The 23,221-nt window shown below is 30.2% G+C and carries 18 protein-coding genes; 2 read left to right on the plus strand and 16 right to left on the minus strand.

What is annotated here, in order from left to right; all coding sequences use genetic code 11:
- The 6 genes from B3J31_RS10430 to B3J31_RS10455 form a co-directional block, all read right to left on the minus strand.
- On the minus strand, positions 1 to 245 hold a 245-nt coding region (locus tag B3J31_RS10430; RefSeq protein ID WP_346868512.1), incomplete at its 3' end, for an EFR1 family ferrodoxin.
- 170 nt (positions 246 to 415) lie between these two features.
- On the minus strand, positions 416 to 1,303 hold the full coding sequence (locus tag B3J31_RS10435; RefSeq protein WP_346868513.1) for a tocopherol cyclase family protein: 888 nt from the start codon (positions 1,301 to 1,303) through the stop codon (positions 416 to 418).
- Positions 1,296 to 2,735 (minus strand): FAD-dependent oxidoreductase, encoded by a 1,440-nt coding sequence (locus tag B3J31_RS10440; RefSeq protein WP_150845803.1) that lies wholly within the window; start codon positions 2,733 to 2,735, stop codon positions 1,296 to 1,298. The genes B3J31_RS10435 and B3J31_RS10440 overlap by 8 nt, the downstream gene beginning before the upstream one ends.
- A gap of 111 nt (positions 2,736 to 2,846) precedes the next feature.
- Positions 2,847 to 3,560, minus strand: a complete 714-nt coding sequence (locus B3J31_RS10445) for a PHP domain-containing protein (protein WP_150845804.1) — start codon at positions 3,558 to 3,560, stop codon at positions 2,847 to 2,849.
- 261 nt (positions 3,561 to 3,821) lie between these two features.
- Positions 3,822 to 5,630: a 5'-nucleotidase C-terminal domain-containing protein gene (locus B3J31_RS10450; protein ID WP_346868514.1), complete on the minus strand. Its 1,809-nt coding sequence runs from the start codon at positions 5,628 to 5,630 to the stop codon at positions 3,822 to 3,824.
- Positions 5,631 to 5,950: 320 nt separating this feature from the next.
- Positions 5,951 to 6,238, minus strand: coding sequence for a DUF503 family protein (locus B3J31_RS10455; protein ID WP_150845806.1), 288 nt, complete (start codon positions 6,236 to 6,238; stop codon positions 5,951 to 5,953).
- Positions 6,239 to 6,553: 315 nt separating this feature from the next.
- Between B3J31_RS10455 and B3J31_RS10460 the strand changes: the two genes are divergently transcribed.
- Positions 6,554 to 7,936: an MATE family efflux transporter gene (locus tag B3J31_RS10460; RefSeq protein ID WP_346868515.1), complete on the plus strand. Its 1,383-nt coding sequence runs from the start codon at positions 6,554 to 6,556 to the stop codon at positions 7,934 to 7,936.
- 130 nt (positions 7,937 to 8,066) lie between these two features.
- Positions 8,067 to 8,576, plus strand: a complete 510-nt coding sequence (locus B3J31_RS10465; protein ID WP_346868516.1) for a ferritin — start codon at positions 8,067 to 8,069, stop codon at positions 8,574 to 8,576.
- 149 nt (positions 8,577 to 8,725) lie between these two features.
- On the opposite strand, the gene B3J31_RS10470 is transcribed toward B3J31_RS10465, so the two are convergent.
- From B3J31_RS10470 to B3J31_RS10515, 10 genes are all read right to left on the minus strand, one after another.
- Complete coding sequence (locus B3J31_RS10470; protein ID WP_346868517.1) at positions 8,726 to 12,169, minus strand: pyruvate carboxylase; 3,444 nt, start codon at positions 12,167 to 12,169, stop codon at positions 8,726 to 8,728.
- Between the two features lie 502 nt (positions 12,170 to 12,671).
- Positions 12,672 to 13,085 (minus strand): hemerythrin domain-containing protein, encoded by a 414-nt coding sequence (locus B3J31_RS10475; protein WP_346873966.1) that lies wholly within the window; start codon positions 13,083 to 13,085, stop codon positions 12,672 to 12,674.
- 186 nt (positions 13,086 to 13,271) lie between these two features.
- A complete protein-coding gene (locus tag B3J31_RS10480) occupies positions 13,272 to 15,017 on the minus strand; it encodes a flavin monoamine oxidase family protein (protein ID WP_414632093.1) in 1,746 nt (581 codons plus the stop codon).
- Positions 15,018 to 15,102: 85 nt separating this feature from the next.
- Complete coding sequence (locus B3J31_RS10485; protein WP_346868519.1) at positions 15,103 to 16,509, minus strand: L,D-transpeptidase family protein; 1,407 nt, start codon at positions 16,507 to 16,509, stop codon at positions 15,103 to 15,105.
- 188 nt (positions 16,510 to 16,697) lie between these two features.
- A complete protein-coding gene (locus B3J31_RS10490; RefSeq protein ID WP_150845813.1) occupies positions 16,698 to 17,444 on the minus strand; it encodes a transglycosylase domain-containing protein in 747 nt (248 codons plus the stop codon).
- A 337-nt stretch (positions 17,445 to 17,781) separates the two neighbouring features.
- Positions 17,782 to 19,041: a GntP family permease gene (locus B3J31_RS10495; protein WP_346868520.1), complete on the minus strand. Its 1,260-nt coding sequence runs from the start codon at positions 19,039 to 19,041 to the stop codon at positions 17,782 to 17,784.
- Positions 19,042 to 19,065: 24 nt separating this feature from the next.
- Positions 19,066 to 20,208 (minus strand): glycerate kinase, encoded by a 1,143-nt coding sequence (locus B3J31_RS10500; RefSeq protein WP_346868521.1) that lies wholly within the window; start codon positions 20,206 to 20,208, stop codon positions 19,066 to 19,068.
- Between the two features lie 303 nt (positions 20,209 to 20,511).
- The gene (locus tag B3J31_RS10505) at positions 20,512 to 21,597 is read right to left on the minus strand and encodes a sugar diacid recognition domain-containing protein (RefSeq protein ID WP_150845816.1); all 1,086 of its coding nucleotides are present in this window, start codon (positions 21,595 to 21,597) and stop codon (positions 20,512 to 20,514) included.
- 75 nt (positions 21,598 to 21,672) lie between these two features.
- Complete coding sequence (locus tag B3J31_RS10510; RefSeq protein ID WP_346868522.1) at positions 21,673 to 22,836, minus strand: SAM-dependent methyltransferase; 1,164 nt, start codon at positions 22,834 to 22,836, stop codon at positions 21,673 to 21,675.
- Positions 22,837 to 22,958: 122 nt separating this feature from the next.
- The gene (locus tag B3J31_RS10515) at positions 22,959 to 23,156 is read right to left on the minus strand and encodes a cold-shock protein (RefSeq protein WP_035131204.1); all 198 of its coding nucleotides are present in this window, start codon (positions 23,154 to 23,156) and stop codon (positions 22,959 to 22,961) included.
- Between the last annotated feature and the right edge of the window lie 65 nt (positions 23,157 to 23,221).

Below are 23,221 nucleotides of genomic sequence, written 5' to 3' on the forward strand. Positions count from 1 at the left end.
ATTACTTGTAAAGTGGTGTTATTTAATTTTATCTTACTAATAAATTTAACTACTGGTGCTGGCGGTGCCCAAGCATAGATAGGATAAACAAATATTATCTTTTCTCCTGGTTTTAAGTCATATTCATAAAAATCTTTATCTTGTTTCATTTCCTTTGAAATTGCAATTAATTCTTCTCCTTGGTTACTGGATAAATTTTTTGCTACGTATAAAGAATTTCCTGTGCCTGAAAAATAAAATATCATGAATAAACCCTCCATATATATTTTTTTGCTATTGTTTTAATATACCATATAGATATATATTTATGAAATAGTCTTTTTAAAAATATTAAACTAGCATCTTTATATTTTTAATGCTAGTTTAATATTAGTTTAGAATTTAGTTTTTATCAGGTCTAGAGGCATTTAAATTCCTATCTATCCACATATTCAAAACTACAGTTATCACTTTCTATATCAAAGACTAACTTATCCTCTATATAAAACTTATAGTTAGCTGAGCAAGCTGCATTTTCATGAATAGTTCTGCACATATTACCACTTGAGGGTGCTAATAACTTTTGTGGATTTCCATCAGTAACTTTTATCTGTAGTTCATACTTACCTCTTTTTAACATTAGTGACTTGCAATTATATTTAAGAATCTTAACTCCATTATAGGTGGATAATCTATATTCTCTTCCTTTATAATATACAACGCATATACATCCTTTAAAATTTATTCCCATAAAAGGTATATCTGCTATAGCTGCCATTATAGATATTTTTTCATTTTTAAAATCATTACACTGGGTCCATAAGTAAGTTTTTGGGAAAGAGTTACCTCTATCTGTTTCAATATATCCAACTCCATCATTAAAACTTATATTTTCACCATTAATAATTAAATTTCCATTTAATTTATGATATAAACTAATAATGCCATGGCTACATTCCATGAAAGGTATAAAGCTAAAAGGTCCCATGATGTCATATTTTACAGGAGTCAATAAGTCATATTCTATTTTCCCATCTATAGTTAAGCCCTCATCTTTAATATGGATTTCAATGCCTTTAGATGAAAAAATACTATCTCCAATTTTAATTTTTAACTTATCTTTATAAACTATAAATTTAGAAAAACTATAATTTATATTATATGAATTTCTATTAGTTATAACTTGTATAAAGGCTGATCTATTTCCTTTACTATCTATATTTATGCCAGGTATAAAGGATATAGTATCCTCACCCTTCTGATGTTTAAAATACCAGCCTTCAAAGAAATCCTTTTTTCTAGCATAAGCTTTGAAACTACTCATCATATAGACCTCTAGTAGCAGGACTTTCTATCCAATTACCCTTGTAATCAAATCTAGAGCCATGACATGGACAATCCCATGATAACTCATCAGGATTCCACTGAAGTTCACAACCTAAATGTGGACATTTTGTAGTTACAGTAAATATATTACCATTATTATCTCTATATACCCCAACTTTCTCTCCATTATATTCTACAATTCCACCATGGCCAGTTTCTACCTTCTCTACCTGCTCACTTGGAATGTGAATTTTTTGTGCTATAAAATTCTTTGTAGTTTCTATTACATCCTGGGTTAGGTTTTTACTTGATGCTGACATATCAAATCTTGTAGGAGAAAATATCTCTGCAAAATCATTTTTATTTCCGGATATCATATCAGATAAAATCATAGCTGCCACCATAGAAGATGTCATTCCCCATTTTTTATAACCCGTTGCCACATATACACTAGGAGTTTCAGTGGAATATTGACCTATGTAAGGTATTTCATCTATAGGAATACAATCTTGAGCAGACCAATGATATTTTTCCTTAGCATTGGGATATAACTCCCTTGCTACCTGTCTTAATTCTTCATACTTACCACCAGCTTCATTCTTACCAGTTCTATGAGAACCTCCACCAAGTAATAATAAGTCCTTATAATTTCTAAAAGAGTATCCCCATTTATCAATACCAATGTACATTCCATTGACATCTTGAGCATTCTCTAAAGCTATAACATAGGATCTTTCTTGATGCATTCTAATGAAATAATACCCAGGTGTATTCATAATTGGATAGTGAGTAGCTACTACTATTACCTTAGCAGCAACCATCCCTTTATCTGTAACAACTAGCTCCTCTTTAATTTCTAAAGCTTTAGTATTTTCGTAAATGGTTAAGTCTTCAGTAATAACTTCTAAAAACTTAAGAGGATTAAATTGACCTTGATTATAAAATTTCAAAGCTGCCTTAACCTTAAAAGGAAGCTCTGTATTTTCTAAAAGTTTAGCTTTTATTCCTAACTTAGTTGCTGCTTCTAATTCTTTTTCTAAAGCTTCAACATTATCCATTGTATATAGATAAGCATCCTTCTCTTCAAAATCACATTTAATTCTCTCATTCTCTATTATCTCTTTATATTTTTTTATAGCCAACTCATTGGCACTTGCATATTGTCTTGCCTTCGCTTCTCCAAATTCTTTAATTAACTTATCATAAATTAAGGAGTGCTGAGAAGTTATCTTGGCAGTAGTATTTTTTGTATTTCCACTACAAATCTCTTCAGCCTCAATTATAACTACATTTATTCCTTTTTTCTTTAGCATATAGGCAGTTAATATTCCTGTTATACCGGCTCCTATAACTACTACATCTGCCTCTATATTTCCATTTAAGGATTCCCTCTTTTTAAAATTACAGCTTTCACTCCATACGGATTTCATAAAATCACCTCATAAATAGTATTCCATTTTAGTGATTTTATACACAATTAATTATTAATAAAGGTGATATATCCACACAACTATAACATTTTGTTGATATATCACCTTATATTATCTTTTTCCTAAGATATATTCTAAGGAATCCATATTAAAATTTAAAACAAGTTTCTCTGGGAAATCTATCTCCTTAAGTAACTCATAGCAGGATGAAAATTCTCCTACATCATAATAAATATGAGCGTCACTGCCCATTATTATTTTAACTCCATGTTTTTTACATAAGTTTAGAAGAGTTATTTGATTTTCTCTAGCATTTCTTCTAAAGCTCTTTGGAGATATGGATGTGTTATTCATTTCAAAAACCATATTCTTTTCTTTAGCCCCTAATACTACTTTTTCATAATCTAAAGGAAATCTACTATCATCAGGATGACCTATGATTTTAACATAAGGATTATCCATAACCTTTATTAACGCATTAGTATTTTCCTCAATGGTTCCTGGTGCTACACAAGGTGGATGCATACTGGCTATGACATAGTCAAGCTCCAGTGCCAGCTCCTCTTGTACATCTATTCTACCATCATAATCCATTATGTTAGCCTCTATTCCTTTTAGAATTCTAACTCCCATAATTTCATCCTTAATCACCTTTAAATTATTAAAATAATATTCATGAGCTGTACCTGGCATAGATATAGCATGATCTGAAACTCCAAGGACCTTTAGCCCCTTATCTCTAGCTTCATCAATATTTTCCTTTAAAGTACTATACGCATGCCCACTAGAAATAGTATGGGTATGTAAATCCATTAAAGCCTTCATTTATATCCCTCCATTACTTTATTTTTCTTTAGTCCTATCACTCTCCTCTATATTACCTCAAAACTGTATAATAAAAAAGGGATGATTCTTTCTATGTATTGATCTATGAGTTATTCACATATTGAAAATCACCTCCAAAATAAAATAAAAAGCACGTAATCTTAACAACTGGACTTACGCTGTTAAGCTACGTGCTGTATCTATATTATATAAAGTAAAAAATTTTATTTTAAAGCTCGTTAAAAAAATTTTAACAATTTATTATGCTGACTTCTTCTTTTTCTTAGCAATATATCCACCTAATGCAATTGCCATAATTCCCATAGTTCCAAATACATCTGGGGTTAATGGAGCACCAGTTTGAGGTAATTTGCTTGGATTGCTTGGTTTACTTGGATTATTAGTATTTGGAGTTGATGGCTTATTTTCTTCTTCTGGAACATTAGGTTCTGTTGGTTTTTCTTCTTCTGTAGGCTTATCTACAGTTGTATCTTCTCCTGCTACTAATATATCAAGATCTACTTCAGGGACACCATTTTTGTTCCAATCTTCGGCCATTGCATCTCTCATAACTACATTTGTGTTAACTGCATTTATAGCATTAGAGAAATCATATTTATCTCCACCTGTTAACATAAAGTCATTTATTGCTATCGAATAATATTTATCCATATCAATTTTAGTTCCATCATTTAGTCTTATAGATGAAACTTTTCCATCTTCTGGATTATACCAAACCTTTATACCTGCATATTGACCCCATGCAAATCCCTCTGTATTAATTCCATGTTCTATGATGCCATATAGGTCTGAACCCTTAACATCAAGAGTTACTATAGTGTTATCAAAAGGAAGAATTTCGTACATATCACCAATAGTGACATCTCCTTGTTCTAGACTTCTTCTAATTCCACCACCATTAGTTACAGCTATCTCAGTTCCTACTATTTTTCTCATAGTTTCTGCTACAGTTACACCAAGTGGAGTTACTGCAGTGTTTTTATCATCATGACTTAAACGCTCTTTAAGTGAAGTTACCTTTTGTCCTAATATTTCACTTAAACCTGAATTCATATCATTTACTTCCTTTAATACATTTTCATCTACTGGAAGGGTAGCCTCTTTACCTAAAAACACATCAACACTAGGCTCTACGTCTATAAGTTTGTTGCTATGATCAAAGGTAAATGTAAGCTTAGCTAAGGCTCTACCATTATATCCACCTTCTACTACTGGTACTCCATTTATCTCTCCTGAAACTACAGCATGGTTATGACCTGCAATTACAGCATCTACACCTTCAATTTTTGCTATATCAGCAGCTTCCCCAGTTATTTCTTTTGTATTACTATCTTGATACGCTCCGGCATGTGCTATAACTACTACAGCATCAACCTTTTCTGTTTCCCTAAGTACTTTGTTCCACTTAGCAACAGTATCTACTGGATCTAAGAATTCTACATCTTTTACATTTTCAGCTAAAGTAGAAGTTGCTGTTTCTGGAGTAGAAATTCCTATTAATCCTATCTTTACTCCATTTCTTTCAACTACTTTATATGGTTGCGCATAGCTTACTCTTTCTTCAGTACCTTTTTTAACTATATTGGCAGCTAAGAAGGAGAATCCACCTTCCTTTGACCAAGCATTTATATTATCAATGCCCCAGTCAAATTCATGATTACCTATAGCAGATGCTTCAAGTCCCATAGCTTTTAGCATAGCTGTTACTGGTTTACCAGTGGTAAGATTAGAAATTGCCGTCCCTTGATATAAATCTCCTGCTGATACTGGTATAACACCATATTCAGTAGTAGCTTTAGCTTTATATTCATTTACAACTCCCACTAATTTTGCAGCCCCAATATTTTTACCAGACTCCAATACATTACCATGGAAATCATTAAAGCTTAAAATATCTACTACCTTGTTGTCATTACTAGATACGGCTTGGCTATTATTTGTTTTATCATTTTCTTCTGCATATGCCTTAGTAATATTTGATGGCATTACCAAGGTTGCAAACAAGAATAGTGACATTATAAATGCCGTAAGCCTTTTTTTCTCTTTCATACCCTTTCCCCCTAAATATAATTTAATAGGAACATAGTTAACTATATTCCTATTATCTTATATTTTATTACCCATTATTTTACTTTTCAATAGTTTTATTCTTTTTTTGTAATATATTTTATAAATAATTATTAAAATGTAAAAAATATAGGTAAAAAATATAACAGGATTTTACCTATGTAAACCTATTTAACTATAAATCTATAAAGCTATATTCCTAGTTAAATATAGAACTATAAAACTATTTAAATAGTTAACTATTTGTTGTGCTCATGCGGGTTTCAAGGGCTTTCATGTTTAACAACATGGTTAATTTACCGTTAAAACACATCTTCCTCATTCTCAATTTTAATTATTTCTGCATCTGTATTTTCTTCTATAAAATTTATTATATTTTCCATGGTAGAATGGACCTGAGCTGATGTTCCACAAACTCCTACAATACCTATAACTAATGTTTGATGTATATCTTGTTCATCAACTTCGCCAACAGAAATATTAAACTTATTTCTTAGTCTTTGCATTAAACTCTTTATCACCATTCTCTTTTCCTTTAAAGAATGTACCCATGAGGCTCTTAGTGTCACACGCATTATTAATATTTTCATTATATTATCACTCCATTAATTTAATAGTTTATATTAATTTCTCCAGTTTCAATATTGTTATGTTCTTACATGGTAAACCCATTGATATTACTGTAATTAAGGCTCTTAGAGCAAATCTAATCAATTACCTCCAATGTACCCTATTATTCTAATTTTATCACAATATTCCTATATATATCCTCCGTTGCTCTTCTTTTACATACATCCTATAATGATAAGGGGATTTTTTTATCTTAAGGTATATATAAACTTAGTTTTAAATTATAAACTTTAGATTAAAATCTATAATTATATCATTTGAGGAGGTAAACTATTATGAACTCTGAAACTATCACTAAAAGGGATAATAAGATTAAAGATAGTTCTATCACTGATATGACCATTGGAAACCCTTTTAAAATTTTATGGACTTTTTCTCTTCCCATGTTACTTAGTTCACTTTTTCAACAACTTTATAATATTGTAGATAGTATTGTAGCAGGAAAATTTATAGGAGTAAATGCTTTAGCTGCTGTAGGTGCTTCTTATCCTATAACTGCACTATTCATAGCTGTGGCTGTAGGCTCTAGTATGGGATGCTCTGTAGTAGTTGCACAAATCTTTGGTTCAAAAAAGTATACTACTATGAAATCTGCAATTTCAACAGCTATAATATCTCTAACTAGTCTTAGTATTATTTTAACTATCTTGGGTAGTATTTTTTGTAAGCCCCTTATGAGACTTCTTCATACTCCAGAAAATATATTTTCTGATTCTGCCCTTTATTTACAAATATACATAAGTGGTATTATATTTTTATTTTTATATAATGCTGCCACCGCCATATTTAACGGTTTGGGAGATTCCAAGACACCTTTATATCTTTTAATTTTCTCTTCTATATTTAATATTATTTTAGACCTAGTATTTGTTATAACTTTTAAAATGGGTGTATCTGGAGTTGCCTTAGCTACTTTTATTGCTCAAGGTCTTTCTTCTATACTAGCTATAGTGTGCCTTATTATGAGATTACGTAAAATTGAAGTCACTGAAAAGTATCCTTACTTTAGTAGTTATATTTTAAAACGTATAAGTAGAATTGCCATACCAAGTATAATGCAACAATCCTTTATATCTGTAGGTCAAATTTGTGTACAAGGTCTAGTTAATAGTTACGGAGCCATAGTCGTAGCAGGATATTCTGCTGCCTTTAGAGTTCATACCATTGCTCTTACTTCTATGAGTACCATGTCTAGTGCACTTTCTAGCTTCACTGCACAAAACATTGGTGCAAAGAAAATTTCCCGGGTGAGAGAAGGATATAAAGCTGCAGTAGCTATAACCTTAAGTATATGTGGTGGAATTCTTATTCTATTTTTAATCCTTGCTCCAAAATTAATTGGATTGTTTGTAGATTCTAGTGAGAGCATAGATGTAATTAATGTGGGTACTGAGTTTCTAAGAACCCTAGCACCTTTTTATTTAGTAGTAGGTCTTAAGATGGTATGTGATGGTGTTCTCCGTGGAGCCGGAGCTATGAAAGACTTTATGTTTGCCACCTTTTCTGATTTAATACTAAGAGTAGCCCTTTCCTTCATTTTAGCTTCAATAATAGGATACTCCGGTATCTGGTGGGCCTTCCCTCTTGGTTGGATAATAGGAACTGCGTTATCTGTATACTTTTATTATAAGGGTACTTGGAAACCTTCAATTAATTAAATATTAATATTTATTCCTATTATTAAATTGTTTTAGTTGTTATAATTTGAATAACTATGGTAAATCATGTAGAATAGTACTAAATATTTAAAATCCTACAATAAACCAAGGATTATAAGGAGGTATACTAATGTTAAGTGATAATTTATTAAAAAATCTTAATGACCAAGTAAACTTTGAATTTTATTCATCTTACACTTATTTAGCTATGGCAGCCTATGCTGAATCTGTTGATTTAAGTGGAATAGCTAATTTCTTTAGAGTTCAAGCTCAAGAAGAATTATTCCATGCAATGAAACTTTATGACTATATTTTTCAAAAAAATGGTGTTGTTGAATTAGAAAAAATTGATAAACCAGAGGGCAAATATGAAAGTATAATAGATGTATTTGAAACTGGTTATAAACATGAACAACTAGTTACAAGTAGAATTTATAAGTTAGCAGATATTGCTTCCGAAGAAAAAGAACATGCAACTATGAGCTTACTTAGATGGTTCATAGATGAGCAGGTTGAAGAAGAAAACACCTTCAATACGCTTCTTAAAAAGATTAAAAGAGCTGAAGATAATCCAGCAGCCTTATATATGTTAGATGAAGAGCTTGCTACAAGAGTTTTCACTCCACCAACTACTGCTTAATGTGAAAATCAATTACTCATTATAATATTTATAGTGAGTATAATGACAACACAAAAGACTTACTTAGTGATAAACATTAAGTAAGTCTTTTATAATATATATAAATTTTTTATAGGCAATTTATTTTGCTACAAATTAAGTAGATGTTATCACTTTAATTTTACTAGTAATTGTCCTGTCTTTACTTGTTGTCCTTCTGATACAAGGATGGAGTCAATAGTACCATCCATAGAAGCTATTATATTAGTTTCCATTTTCATTGCTTCTATTGTCAGTAAGCTTTCTCCCTCTTTAACTTGTTGTCCTTTTTCTACTAAGACTTTAATTATAGTTCCAGGAATACTCGCTCCAATCTCTAGCTTATCCTCAGCATTAGCCATCTTTATAGAGCTATCACTACCATTACTCTTTAAAGCACTTGCTGTTTTATCTTTAATTTTAATTTCTCTTCTATTTCCATTAATTTCAAAGGCTAGAGTTCTATATCCTTCTGAATCTAATTTACCTATTTCTATAAATTGAACTATAAGGGTCTTTCCTTCTGCAACTTCAACTTCACATGTTTCACCCTCTGCAAGTCCATGGAAGAATACATCACTACCCATACGACTTACATCACCGTATTCTGAAACAAATTTTAAGAAATCTTCAAATACTTCAGGATATAAAGCATAACTTATAACATCTTTTTTAGATGGATTATATTTATATTTATCCTTTAAATATTCTTCAATTTTATTAAAGTCTTCAGGTGGTAATAATTCTCCTGGTCTATCCGTTATAGCTTTTTCACCCTTTAAAACTATCTTTTGTAGTTCCTCTGGAAATCCACCTTCTGGTTGACCCATCATCCCTTTGAAATAAGATACTGCCGAATCTGGGAAAGCCATATTTCTTCCCTTTTCACAGATATTTTCAGAAGTTAATCCATTTTGAACCATGAAAATAGCCATGTCCCCTACCATTTTTGAAGAAGGTGTAACTTTTATTATATCCCCTACCATATTATTTACCTCTTTGTACATAGATTTAACTTCTTCAAATCTATGACCAAGTCCAAAACTTTCTACCTGAGGTTTTAAGTTTGAATATTGTCCCCCTGGAATCTCATATTTATAAATTTCTGCTCTACCTGACTTAAGTCCTGATTCAAACTGTTCATATACTGGTCTTACAGCATCCCAATAATTGGATAACTTTTGAATTTCACTTACATTTATGCCAGTATCTCTGTCTGTATTTTCAAGAGCTGCTACTACAGAGTTTAGAGCTGGTTGGCTAGTTAAACCAGACATACTATTAAAGGTTGTATCTACAATATCTACTCCAGCATCTGCTGCCATAAGCACAGTTGCTACACCATTTCCAGTAGTGTCATGGGTATGTAAATGAATAGGTATTGAAATCTCATTTTTTAATGCTTTAATTAGTTTTTTAGCTGCATAAGGTTTAAGCAATGCAGACATATCCTTTATAGCAAGTATATGAGCTCCCATTTTTTCTATTTCTTTAGCCTTATTTACATAGTATTCAAGACTATATTTATCTCTAGTTACATCTAAAATATCTCCAGTATAGCATAGAGCTACTTCTGCTAATTTTCCACAATTTAAAACTTCATCTAGAGATGTCTCTATACCCTTTAACCAGTTAAGTGAATCGAAAATTCTAAATATATCTATACCGCTCTTTGAAGATTCTCTTATAAATTCTCTTATTACGTTATCTGGATAATTTTTATATCCTACACCATTAGCTCCTCTTATTAGCATCTGGAACATAACATTAGGAATTCTTTTTCTTAATTCTTCAAGTCTTTCCCATGGAGATTCTTTTAAGAATCTGTAAGCCGTATCAAAGGTAGCTCCACCCCACATCTCAAGAGAAAATAAATCTCTTCCATAGGCTGAGGTCGCCTTTGCAATGTTGAACATATCTCTACTTCTCACTCTTGTAGCCATTAAGGATTGCTGTGCATCCCTCATAGTAGTATCAGTAATTAATAGTTTTTTCTGATTTTTAATCCAATTTACAACGCCCTCTGGACCTTGTTCATCTAATATTTTCTTAGTACCTTGTATGCCTTCTAAAGAGTCTATAACTGGAATAACTGGTACATCAAATTCTCTCTTATTTCCCTTAGTTTCATTTACTATTTTTTCTCCAATGATTTTTAAAACCTTATATTCTTCATCAGTTCTAGGTTTTATATCAAATAATTGTGGATTATCTGCTATGAAATTAGTATCACATTGTCCTCTTCTAAAGGTTTCATTATTTAATACGTTTATTAGAAAATCAATATTGGTCTTAACTCCAGTAATATTTAACTCTTTAATTGAACGTATGGATTTTCTAATTGTATCTTCAAAGGTTCTAGAATAGGCTGTTGTTTTTACAAGTAAACTATCGTAATAAGGACTAATTACAGCACCACTAAATCCATTTCCTCCATCTAGTCTTATCCCAAATCCTGAACCTGTTCTATAAACATCTATTTTCCCTGTATCTGGGGCAAAACTATTAGAAGGATCTTCTGTAGTTACCCTACATTGAATTGCAAAGCCTCTTGGTTTTACATCTTCTTGTGAACAGATTCCTATTTCCTTAGAATCTAAACTATATCCCTGTGCTATTAAAATTTGACTTTGAACGATATCTATTCCTGTAGTCATTTCGCTAACAGTATGTTCTACTTGTATTCTTGGATTCATCTCAATAAAATAGTGATTGCCATGTATATCTACTAAGAACTCTAAAGTTCCAGCACTTATGTATCCTACGGATTTTGCAATCTTCAAAGCATCTTCACAGATAACTTGTCTTTTTTCTTCACTTAGAGATACTGCTGGGCTAAATTCAATAACCTTTTGATGTCTTCTTTGTATTGAACAATCTCTTTCATAAAGGTGAACTATATTACCATGCTTATCTCCAAGAACTTGAATCTCAATATGTTTAGGTCCTTCTAGATATTTTTCTATAAATATATCATCTATTCCAAAAGCCTTTTTTGCCTCATTTTTAGCACTTTTAAAAGACTCCAGAAGTTCTTCTTCTTTTCTTACTATCCTCATACCTCTTCCACCACCACCGGCAGCAGCCTTTAGCATGATTGGATATCCACATTCTTTTGCAAACTTAATTGCTTCTGTCTCTGAAGTAATTGGTTTTTCAACTCCTGGTATTACAGGTACACCAACTTCTTTTGCTACAATCTTTGATTTTATTTTATCCCCTAATCTATCCATCATTTCTGCTCTAGGTCCTATAAATTCTATTCCTGCCTCTTTACACTTTCTAGCAAACTCAGGATTTTCAGATAGGAATCCATAACCTGGATGGATGGCATCTACACGCTTTTTTAATGCAAGATTAATAATTTCATCAATATTTAAATAAGCGTCAACAGGGCTTTTATTCTTTCCAATCTGATAGGCTTCATGAGCCTTTGTTCTGAAAAGAGAAAGCTTATCCTCCTCAGAATATATAGCAACAGTTCTTATTCCAAGCTCGTGACAAGCTCTAAATATTCTTATTGCAATTTCTCCTCTATTTGCTACTAATACTCTTTTGAATTTTTTCTTAGTCATATAAAAAACACCACCATCTTTTATTATTTTCAACTATAAACTTTATAAATTTATGCAATATATAATCTTTAGTTTATGCAAAATATATTTTTTTAACAAAAATAATTGGACTCCAATAACATGTTTTTAATTATATCACACACTTTTTATAAAGTATAGCATTTTTATAAAATTATTATGTACAACTGAAATTTAATATTTTTATACTTGCAAATATAATAACTTGAATAAAAAAATGATTTAAAATAATTCTATTCGAATCATTTTAAATCATCTTAAAACCCTTGTATTTAGCTATTTTTCTTAAAATTCATTATATATTATCATATATTTTTAATTTTACAAGATAATATTTTATGAATTTGTATTCTTTAAATATTTTATTTGTGTTAAATCAATTTATTGTATTTTTATTTAATATTAACTAATTTATTGTATAAACCATCTATAATATATTAATTAATTCCATTTTTAGTAATAAAATATATAAAAATTTATGATGTTAATTAACATTTATCATTTTATATAATTCATTTTCTTCCTTGGTAATCCTTGTCTCTATAGCTTTTAATATACACTTAGTTTCTTCAACAAATCCCATTAAATTAGCTTCAATTTTATTCTTAGTATTAAATTTATTTTTATAACTAGTGAATACTTGTGAAATTTCACCCATTTCATTCATATATAAATTAGCCATTTTCTTAAGTGATAAATCTTTACCATTAACCAAGGCTGGATATAAAAATTTATCCTCTGATGTTAAGTGAATTTGTAATTTCCCTGCGAGTTTATTTATATGGCTTGCTGCTTCCATTGCATTTAATGCCATACCATTTTTATTTATCATTTCTTTTATTAGCCTTATTTCATCTGATATATCTCCGTGTTGTCTCATTAAATTATTTAAATTCATGGTAATACCCCCTACTGATTTACTACCTTTATTATAAACAAAATATAGCAGAAGTTATGTACCATTTGTTACAACCTTTAGCATATATCCTCTATTTTAATTAATATTAGAAAAGGTCATATCAAAATAATCTATTAATCTTAAATTAATATAAGATTTAATATATTTTGATATAACCTCTTTTTTTTAATTTATACCTGTTTTCATATAATTTTTACAATGTTCTGCTACTTCATTTGCAGCAATCATTGCACTTTTTATAGCTCCTTGTATCCATCCATGTTCCTGCGAAATATGTTCACCAGCAAAATATACTCTATTATCATATTCAGGCTGGCTAGAAGCATAGGCAAATAGCCTTTTTTGGCCAGGCATATAATAGCAAACAGCTCCAAAAAATCCTTGTTCATTATCCCATTGTATGGTTTTACTATCTAATACTATATCATCAAGATATCCTTTTTTGAGTCCTTGAACATGCTCTACTTGTGTTTTTATCCATTCTAACCTAGTTATTGGTTTTAAATTACCAAGACGCATTGCATCTCTAGATAGATTGTAGGATGCTAAAAGAACCCCAGCACCTCCATAACTTTTATACTCTCTTCTCACAGAAGGTATTACCTGACTTTCAAGATCAGCAATATTGTACTCAATATTATAAGATGGGTACCATATACTTCCTATTGGTAAGTCTGTATAAGAGGCTCCACCTATTATTGCTTTACTAGGTCCCCCTTCTTCCCAAAATTTCTCCTTACACATAAAGAGAGTTTTTTGTCCTGCTATATAATTAACTTCTTTGATTGCCTGCATTTTTTCTGTACTAAACATAGGATATATATTTACATTACGAAGACTAGAAAATGGTATAGTGCATATTACAAAATCAAAGCTCATAATGTTACTACTTATTTCTTCTTCACTTTTATATTCTAAAATAACTTTATTATCCTCGTTATTTTTGTATATACCTTCTACTCTATTTCCATTTTTCCAAGTTATCTGTCCTAGTTGATTCTGTAAAATGTCATTATATTCTTTAGGATCAAGTGACATTAATGAATGATACATTGCAATAGGTAACCATACTGTTCCACCGTCTATTTGGTACCTAAAAGCATCATCTACAGTATACTGTTCTTGGAGACTTTCTATATAACTATTATCATATAGCCATCCAGAAAATGTAACAATAGATGATAACAATTCTATAGCACCTTCACTTAATCCTCGTTCTTCCAGTTCTCTTCTTATACTTAAGCTGTCAAAGTATTCAATTTCCGGAGAGTACCTTTTTTTGTTTTGTAATAACTCTCTTCTTATATCTGGACTAATTTGAAGTAAGCTAGCTCCTAAGCCATAACTTACAAGTTTTCGCCAAGGTTCTTTTCTTTCCCATGGTGCTAAATTAAATTCAGGATATATTTTCTCCATAACACTTCTTCCATCTGGATCATTGATAGCTCTTTTATTTCTCACATAAATAAAGGCATTATCATTATTTTGAATAAAGGGTGTTGTTTTTAATTTAAATAGATTTATATACTTCCATGCAGCTTCATGACTTACTGGTATTCTCATAGCACCAAGCTCACCATAAAATCTTTTATTTTCATCAAAATAGTAAGTATAAATTCTTCCTCCTATACGTTCCTTTTGCTGTTCAAATATAGTTATGTCAAAACCCAATTTCCTAAGCTCAAAAGCAGCAGATAAACCTGCAATTCCTCCTCCTATTATACCTACATTAATCCCCTTACATCTGCCTGGTGGTAATATGGTTGTAATGTCCTTTGGTGGGCTAAGTAGTTCAATTAAATTATCATAGTCTTCTATTCGACCTACTTCTTCTAAAGCAAGCCTTAGCATACTATGCCTTTCCTCGTCTGTAGGATTACTTGGCTGCACAACTTTAACTTCCCTAGCCAAATAGTTTCAACTCCTTTTAGTTCTATAGTAATTATAATATTCTACTTTACTAAAAAGAGTTCTATGATTTAATTATATAATCAAACTAAAAATAACATATTACTGGTGTACCCTGAGCTATATATTCAAATATCTTACTAGCAACATCATATGGAGTATTTATACATCCATGAGAACCATCTGTTATATAAATTTGCCCTCCAAATTTTGAGCGCCAAGTAGCATCATGGATACCAATATCGCCATTGAAAGGCATCCAATAACTAACGGGTGCCGCATAATTTTCACCTCTTAAAGTTGCATTTTTCTCTTTATAAGTTAAACTATAAATACCTGATGGAGTAGCATGTTTACTATCAGCATTACCACTAACCATAGGACCTTCTGTAATTAAAACTCCATCATTATAAAACCATATATGCTGGGTTGTTAAATTAATTTCTACATAGGTATTTCCGAAATCATTTGCACCATAAGCTACAGCTGTTTGAGCATATATAGGTTGTCTTTCTTCTTTTTTTCCATCTTTAATAGCATTAATTAAAGCTTCAGTTTCTTCACTATAATTAATTAACCATCCATAGTCACCGCCACTTACATTTACGGTAGTTCCAAGGGAGGTTTTAAATTTTCTTGTAGACCCATAAGTATCATATTTAATAGACAGTGAATTTAAATATTCCCTTACCTTTTCTTCATCAATAGATACCTTAAAGTTTTTATCAATGTGAAGCCACTTATGAATAGAATCTCCATTTAATACTTCTTTATTATCTCCAAATTTATGGGTAATTACTGAACCTATATACTTATCAAGAGTATTTTTAGCCTTTACCACTTCCTTTGAAGCAACAGTATACTTTGGTTTTTCATAACATTCAATTTCTTCTAAATTTATTTCATCTACTTTATTATTAAGTGCTTCCTTAACTTTTTTATATAATATATCTTTATTTACCTTATTTCCTTGTACTTCATCTTTAATTACGTATTCCTTATTTTCATATTCAATTTTAGCACTCTCAGGTTTAATTATATTATCCTTCTTAAAACAATTTAAACTACGAAACTTCTTTTTTACTAATTCATCATTATAAGATACTTTTTTTTCCAACTTATAATCACTAGTATTAAAAACTCCATAAATCCATCCAAAAGCACTTTGATTATCCTTCAAGTCTTCAATTTTGTTTTCTAAATTATACTTATATTCAATGTCGCTTCCATTTATATTTTCTTCAATATTATCTCTTTGCTTTAACTTTAATATATAAGCTTCACTTTCTGCTAATATATCAGCTTCAATATCTTCCGTGGTTTTTCCAGTAACACTAACTCCATTAATCTTAGTTCCAAAATAAAATCTCTTCATAAAATATAAAGATGTACTTAAATATATAATTAGCAAAATACTAATGGAAATTATAATACCTATAATTATCCTCTTCTTTATATTCACACTTTTTTCTACTTCTTGATCTTTAATCTCCATAATAACCCCCTATATAACTAGCAATTGCAAATAAATTTACCCCGATTATTTACAATTAAATAATATTAATAAATATATTCTCATACTATATATACTAATCATACCACTTTAAAAGTACAAAAATATAGGTTATACCTATTATTATTAAAGTACAACCTATAAGTTTTAATTTATAGCTTTTTCAACCCTTAATTTATAGTTTCTGAAGCAAGAGTAGCTTTATTGAAAGTTTTATCCATTTTATCATTACATAGTAACTCCGCTTCCTCTCTTGAAATAACATTATTTCTTATCATAGACATTAATACAACTTCACTTCTTTCCTTTGCTCTTTCATAATTTTTAGATAATGCATAGTTTTCCGGTGATTGTGGTAATCCAGCTAACAACAATGATTGAGATAAAGTTATTTCATTGGGTGATTTATTAAAATATCCTCTAGAGGCTTGTTTAATTCCAGAATAGCCATCGCCATAATATATTACATTTACATATAGCTCTAATATTTCTTCCTTTGAGTAATTATTTTCTAGTTCTCTAACCACAAAAATTTCCGCAATTTTTCTTTCCAATTTTTGCTCATGGGTAAAAAATAAGTTTTTTGCTAATTGCTGTGTTATTGTACTTCCCCCCATAATTATTTTTCCTGCATCGATATTGCTAATAGCTGACCTTCCTATGGCTATTAAATCTATTCCATTATGATTATAAAATCTATGATCTTCTACGGATACAATGGCATCTAGGAAGTCTTTAGAGATTCCATCTATAGTTATATAATCCTTACCACTTCTTATATCATTAATTTTTTCTTGTACCCCTATATCAGAGGTAGCAGCTCTATATAAAGAATATCCATCTTGTAAAACAAAAACTCCAAGTGCTGTCATTAAAACAATAATCCCTAAAGTAAGTTTAACTAATAACTTCTTCATTGCAACTCCTCCTTATAAGTTTATTATACATCTCTTAGTTCCCATGTGTTATCGAAGTAACTTACACTTATCTTACATTTTTGTAATTTACAATTTTATAAGTTAACATAATAATTATTAATTACTATAATTAATTAATATTATAGTCAACGACTAGTGATTTAAAGAAGGCTTTAAAATAAAAATACTATCATCAAAGAATTCATAAGTATTCCTTAATGATAGTATTTTCCTATTTAATGAAGAGTCTATGGATTTTAAAACTTGATATCGCTTTATTACTTTTAAAATTTAAATATTGTATTTCTTTTTAACTATTATATCTATACTTACTAAACTAGAATATAATTCCCCACATTATTGTAGAAACTAAAGTCATTGACAATCCTACTAAAGATTCATATGGTATTAATTTCAAACGCTGTCCTATGCTCATCCCTGTTGCTCCTGCTGTTGCATGGAAGAAAGAACCATGTGGTAGATGATCAAGAACTGTAGCTCCAGCATGAACCATCGCCGCTCCTCCTATAGGTGATGTACCTACTCCCACTATGGCTTGTGAGAATGTAGCTGATGCTATAGTTGACCCTGAAGTTGTTGAAGCTGTAGCAGCACACATTAATATTCCAGAAATAGGTGCCAATACAAAGGCTGGCATATTTAGAGCATTAAGCACTCCTATAGTTGTAGCCTGTAATCCTGATGCCTTTATTATTCCTGCTACAGTACCTGTTCCTATTAAAAGTATTGCTACAGGCATCATTTTAGATAATCCAAAGGTTAGATATTCGTTAATATTTTTACCTTTACCCATAACTAAAACTCCTATAATACCTCCAACTGGCAATGCTATAAGTGGATCTATTGATATTCCTACTAATGGTCTAAGTGATAGTAAAATTATAGTTACAATTGGACCAATTATTGCTGCAAAGAAAGATGGTAGTTCCACCTCTTCAACTTCTTCTATTTTTGTTTCTTTTGCACCTTTATACTTTTTATTAAGTAAAGAAGTCAATATTACTGTAACTACAAGTCCAACTATGGCAGGAATTATATTAGCTACCATTAAAGATGACAATTCTACTCCAAAATTTTCTGCTGCTGCTATGGTATTAGGGTTTGGCGATACTATATTTCCAGCCTTACCTCCACCAATCATAGCTAAAAGTATAACCATAGGTGAATATCCTAATTTCTTGGCTATTGCAAGGGCTATAGGTGCTACTGTTATTACTGCTACATCTATAAATACTCCAACAGCTGTTAGTATCATCGTTGATAACGCTATGGCAAATAGCGCTCTTTTCTCACCTAAGCTTTTTACAATTTGATCTGCAATTTTAGCTGCTGCTCCTGTCTTAATAAGCACTCCTGCTAAAACTCCAGAAGTCACTATACGAAGAATTGCTGGCATGATATCTTTTGCCCCGCTTATCATTACACTTACAGTTCCTTCAATTCCTGCTCCTCCTACTAACCCTCCAACTACTGCACCTAATATTAAACTATATACAGGTTGTACTTTTTTAATGATTAATACTATGGCTACTACAAGTCCAAGTAAAGCTCCTAATGTTGTGATTTGTATCTCCATTATCGTCACCCCTATTTAAGATTTTTATTCTTTCATTGTCTTTATAAGTCTAAAAATTTGTGTCATTGTTGACGTCATATTCTTTATAGCTGTTTCTTTATTAACTGCTTCTTCTATAGTCATAGCTGAATTTATTATAGAAAAATAGGCATCTATTCCTTCTTCATTACACTTAACAGCATCTTCTGTAGTGCATCCTGCCACTGCTATTACCTTAACCTTATGTTTTTTAGCAAGCTTAGCAACTCCTATAGGCGCTTTTCCCATGGCAGTTTGATTATCTAGTCTACCCTCGCCAGTAATAACTAAATCTGCATCCTTTATAGCTTCTTCTAACTTAATTTCTTCTAATATTATCTTGATTCCAGATTCTAGTTTTGAATTTAAGAATCCTAAAAATGCAAATCCAAGTCCACCTGCTGCTCCCACGCCTTCTGTCTCAGCTATATCTTTTCCTAAGTCTTTTTTAACCACATGTGCAAAATTTCTAAGGCCTCTATCTAATTCTTTCACCATCTCAGGAGTTGCACCTTTTTGTGGTCCATAAACATAGGCTGCTCCATTTTCTCCGTACAAAGGATTAGTTACATCACATGCTATTTTGAAGGTGCACTCATCTAATTCCTTCAATTTATTATGTGTTTTTATAGTTTTTATCTTATTTAATACCTGGCCACCAAAGCCAATAGGTTCATTATTTTCATCATAAAACTCATATCCTAAGGCCTGTAGCATTCCTACTCCTGCATCATTAGTAGCACTTCCACCTATTCCAACTATAAAGTTTCTACATCCCTCTTTTATGGCAGCTTTTATTATTTCTCCAACTCCATAGGTAGTAGTTTTTAAAGGATTTCTTAGTTCTGGTGGAACTAGTGCATAACCTGCCCCTTGAGCCATTTCTATTATTGCTGTATTGTTATTTTTTAATATCCCATACTTAGCCTCCACCTTTTCTGCCACTGGACCTGTAACAGATATAATTTTGCCTTCACCATTCATGCCTTCTACTAAAGCATCTACAGTTCCCTCTCCCCCATCTGCTAAGGGCATTATTTTTATATCTGAATTATTATCTACATTCAATATTGCTGTTTTTATTGCATTAGCTGCTTCAATTGAAGTTAAACTTCCCTTTAAAGAATCTATAGAAATTACAATTTTCATTGCTACCTCCTCCTTTTATCAAATTATATCAAAGGATTTTTGTCACTTCTATGTTACATACAACAAAATAATACGTTTTCACACCTTAATTTTTGTCATATCTAATATTGAATTTTCAAATTTAAAATCCTTCATAAAAATATTTTTACTTATAAATAAAAATATCTCAAAATTGGTTATAATTAATCCTCATTTTTATTTGATTGATACCTATTATTCCATATAGATACAATTTCAAAAAAACTTTAGATTTAATCAATTTTGAGATAATTCATTATTAAAAATTTCTTTACAATTAACCTTTTATGATAGTTTTATAGCTAAATAAAGTATTACGGATTCATTAAATTTTCTTGGATTAAACCCTGACTTTTCATATATTCTTTCTAATCTGTACTGAAGGGTATTTTTATGTACATATAACTCTTCTGCAGTTTGTTTTAGAGACATATCATTTTTATAATAAACCTCCAATAGATTTATATCCTCTTCATCAAGAGATTTTAATACCTTATCCTTATACTGATTTTTTGTTTCAGTATCTACACTCTCTAAAATAAGCTCTAAATTCAAGCTATCAAGATAAGTTAAAATATCATGGTTTTCAGCGGAGTACTTAAGGGCAATTCTAGCTTCTTCATAGGATTTATACGCTTCATATAAACCCTTTAACCTCCCTACTCCCCCAGTTAAAATTCCATGATACTTACTTAATGTTTCCAAATGAGTATTTCTTAATTTATTATATCTTTCCTGGTTTACTAACGCTATGAATTCATTAGGATAAATATATAGTTTAAATATATTACCAATATCATCTAATACACCTTTTATATGGTTCTCTATAGTCTCTAGCTCTCTAAGATTATGATACTTATTTATCTTTAAAATAACTATTGCAAACTGCTGATCTAACTCTATTCCAAATTCCTGAAGAATATTTTCAATTTCATTTTTATCTTCAACATTATTATATATCAACGACTTTACAACATAATTTATTCTCTGTTTATCTGCTTCATACTTATAATTTAGCTGCTGTTCTTTTATAAATATTTCCGTGATTTTAGTAACTAAAAATCCAAATTTACTAACTTCACTAGGCTCTCCAGTTATACCTATAGCACCTACTGCAATATTGTTTATTTTTATGGGATAGTTTATACCTTTTCTACTTCCTTTATATTCCTCATTATCTTCAACAGTTACATTACTCAAAGTTTTTATAGTATTATATCCTGCTTGATGAAAGGTGTTAAGTCTAGATTTATCTGTACTACCTATAATTATCCCATTAACATCTATAAAATTTATATCTTTATCTACAACCTCTTTAACTGCATTTACTATTTCTTGAGCTAAGTTAAAATTGATTTTATTAATTATCATAATTTAAATCATCTCCTTGTGAAGCACTATAGACAAGCTTATAAGAGATTACCTTGTAACAAATATTATATACCACTAAATTAATTCATCCTGCTTTAATAAATTAAACAATGTAGGATTCAAATTAAATTCATTCATTAAAGCATTAACCTCTGAAAGTACCTTTTCCTTTTTTTCCTTAGCTATACTAGCCTTTGACGCCCTAATTAATATGTTTTTAGGAGAATGAGCTATATCTATAAATTCTAAAAGCTGAGTTTTATATCCAACAGATTCTAAAAGATTTCCTCTTACTGCATCAGTCATGAGAGCTGCTACTCTTTCTTGAACTATGCCATATCTAGTAAGTATAGATAAGGATTCTGTGTTCATTTGCTTATTAAACTCATGTTGACAACAAGGTACAGAAAAAATCATTTTGCTATTCCATTTAATAGCATTATATAATGCATAATCTGTAGCAGTATCACAAGCATGTAAGGTAATTACCATATCAACCTTATCATTATATTTAAATCCATTTATATCTCCAAGTTCAAAGTGTAAGTTTTCATAATTATATCTTTTAGCTATATCATTACACTTTTCGATTACATCCCTTTTAAGATCTAGACCTATCATCTTAACATTAATTTTCTTAATCTCTACAAAATAGTAATATAGTACAAAGGTTAAATAAGATTTCCCACATCCAAAATCTAAAATTGTAAGCTCTTTATAATCATTCTTTTTAATTTCATCATCAATGATTTCAACAAATCTATTTATTTGTTTATACTTATCATACTTTGAATTTACCACTTTGCCTTCTTTAGTGAAGATTCCTAAATCTATAAGAGGTTCAATTATCATTCCTTCTTTAAGGATATAATTCTTTTCTTTATTATGTTCTTTATTAATAAGACTTTCATTATTGCTTGTTTTCTTTCCTAAATGAACTTTACCCTTTTTAGATACTCTTAAATCAAAGGTAATATTACTTGCCCAAGCAGAAACTTGTTTATAATTATCCATTGTATACTCTAAGACTTTTTCCTTTAATAAATCTAAATGAATATTTTCATGAAATACCTGCTTATCAGTATACTTTTCTATTTGATAATACTCCTTCGAGTTGTTTTCCTTTAATATAAATATTATTTTGTTATATTCTATATCTTTATTCATCTTATTACTAATAACTAATTTTATAATCTGTTCTTTTATAATTTCATCAATTGCTTTTCTTAATTCTTCCATCTTTACACACCTTACTATTTATATTTGTATCTATTGTATCATATATTAAATTATTATGTTTACAAGAAAAAACCCCTCAAATAGCATAACTATTTAAGGGGTAAATATTTACTAATTAAAAACTAGATAATAGTAATATTTTCTGCTTGTGGTCCTTTTGGTCCTTTAGCTACGTCAAAAGAAACTTTTTGACCTTCTTCAAGTGATTTATAACCATCAGAATTTATTTGAGAAAAGTGTGCGAAAACATCTGTTCCATCTTCTCCTGTAATAAATCCAAAACCTTTTTCTCCATTAAACCATTTTACTGTACCATTCATAAATGTATACCTCCGAAATTTTATTTTTCTTAAATTCATTGTAATAATTCACTAACAAAATTTCG

Source organism: Clostridium sp. UBA5988 (genome assembly GCF_002435615.1).
GTDB lineage: Bacteria > Bacillota > Clostridia > Clostridiales > Clostridiaceae > Clostridium_J > Clostridium_J sulfidigenes.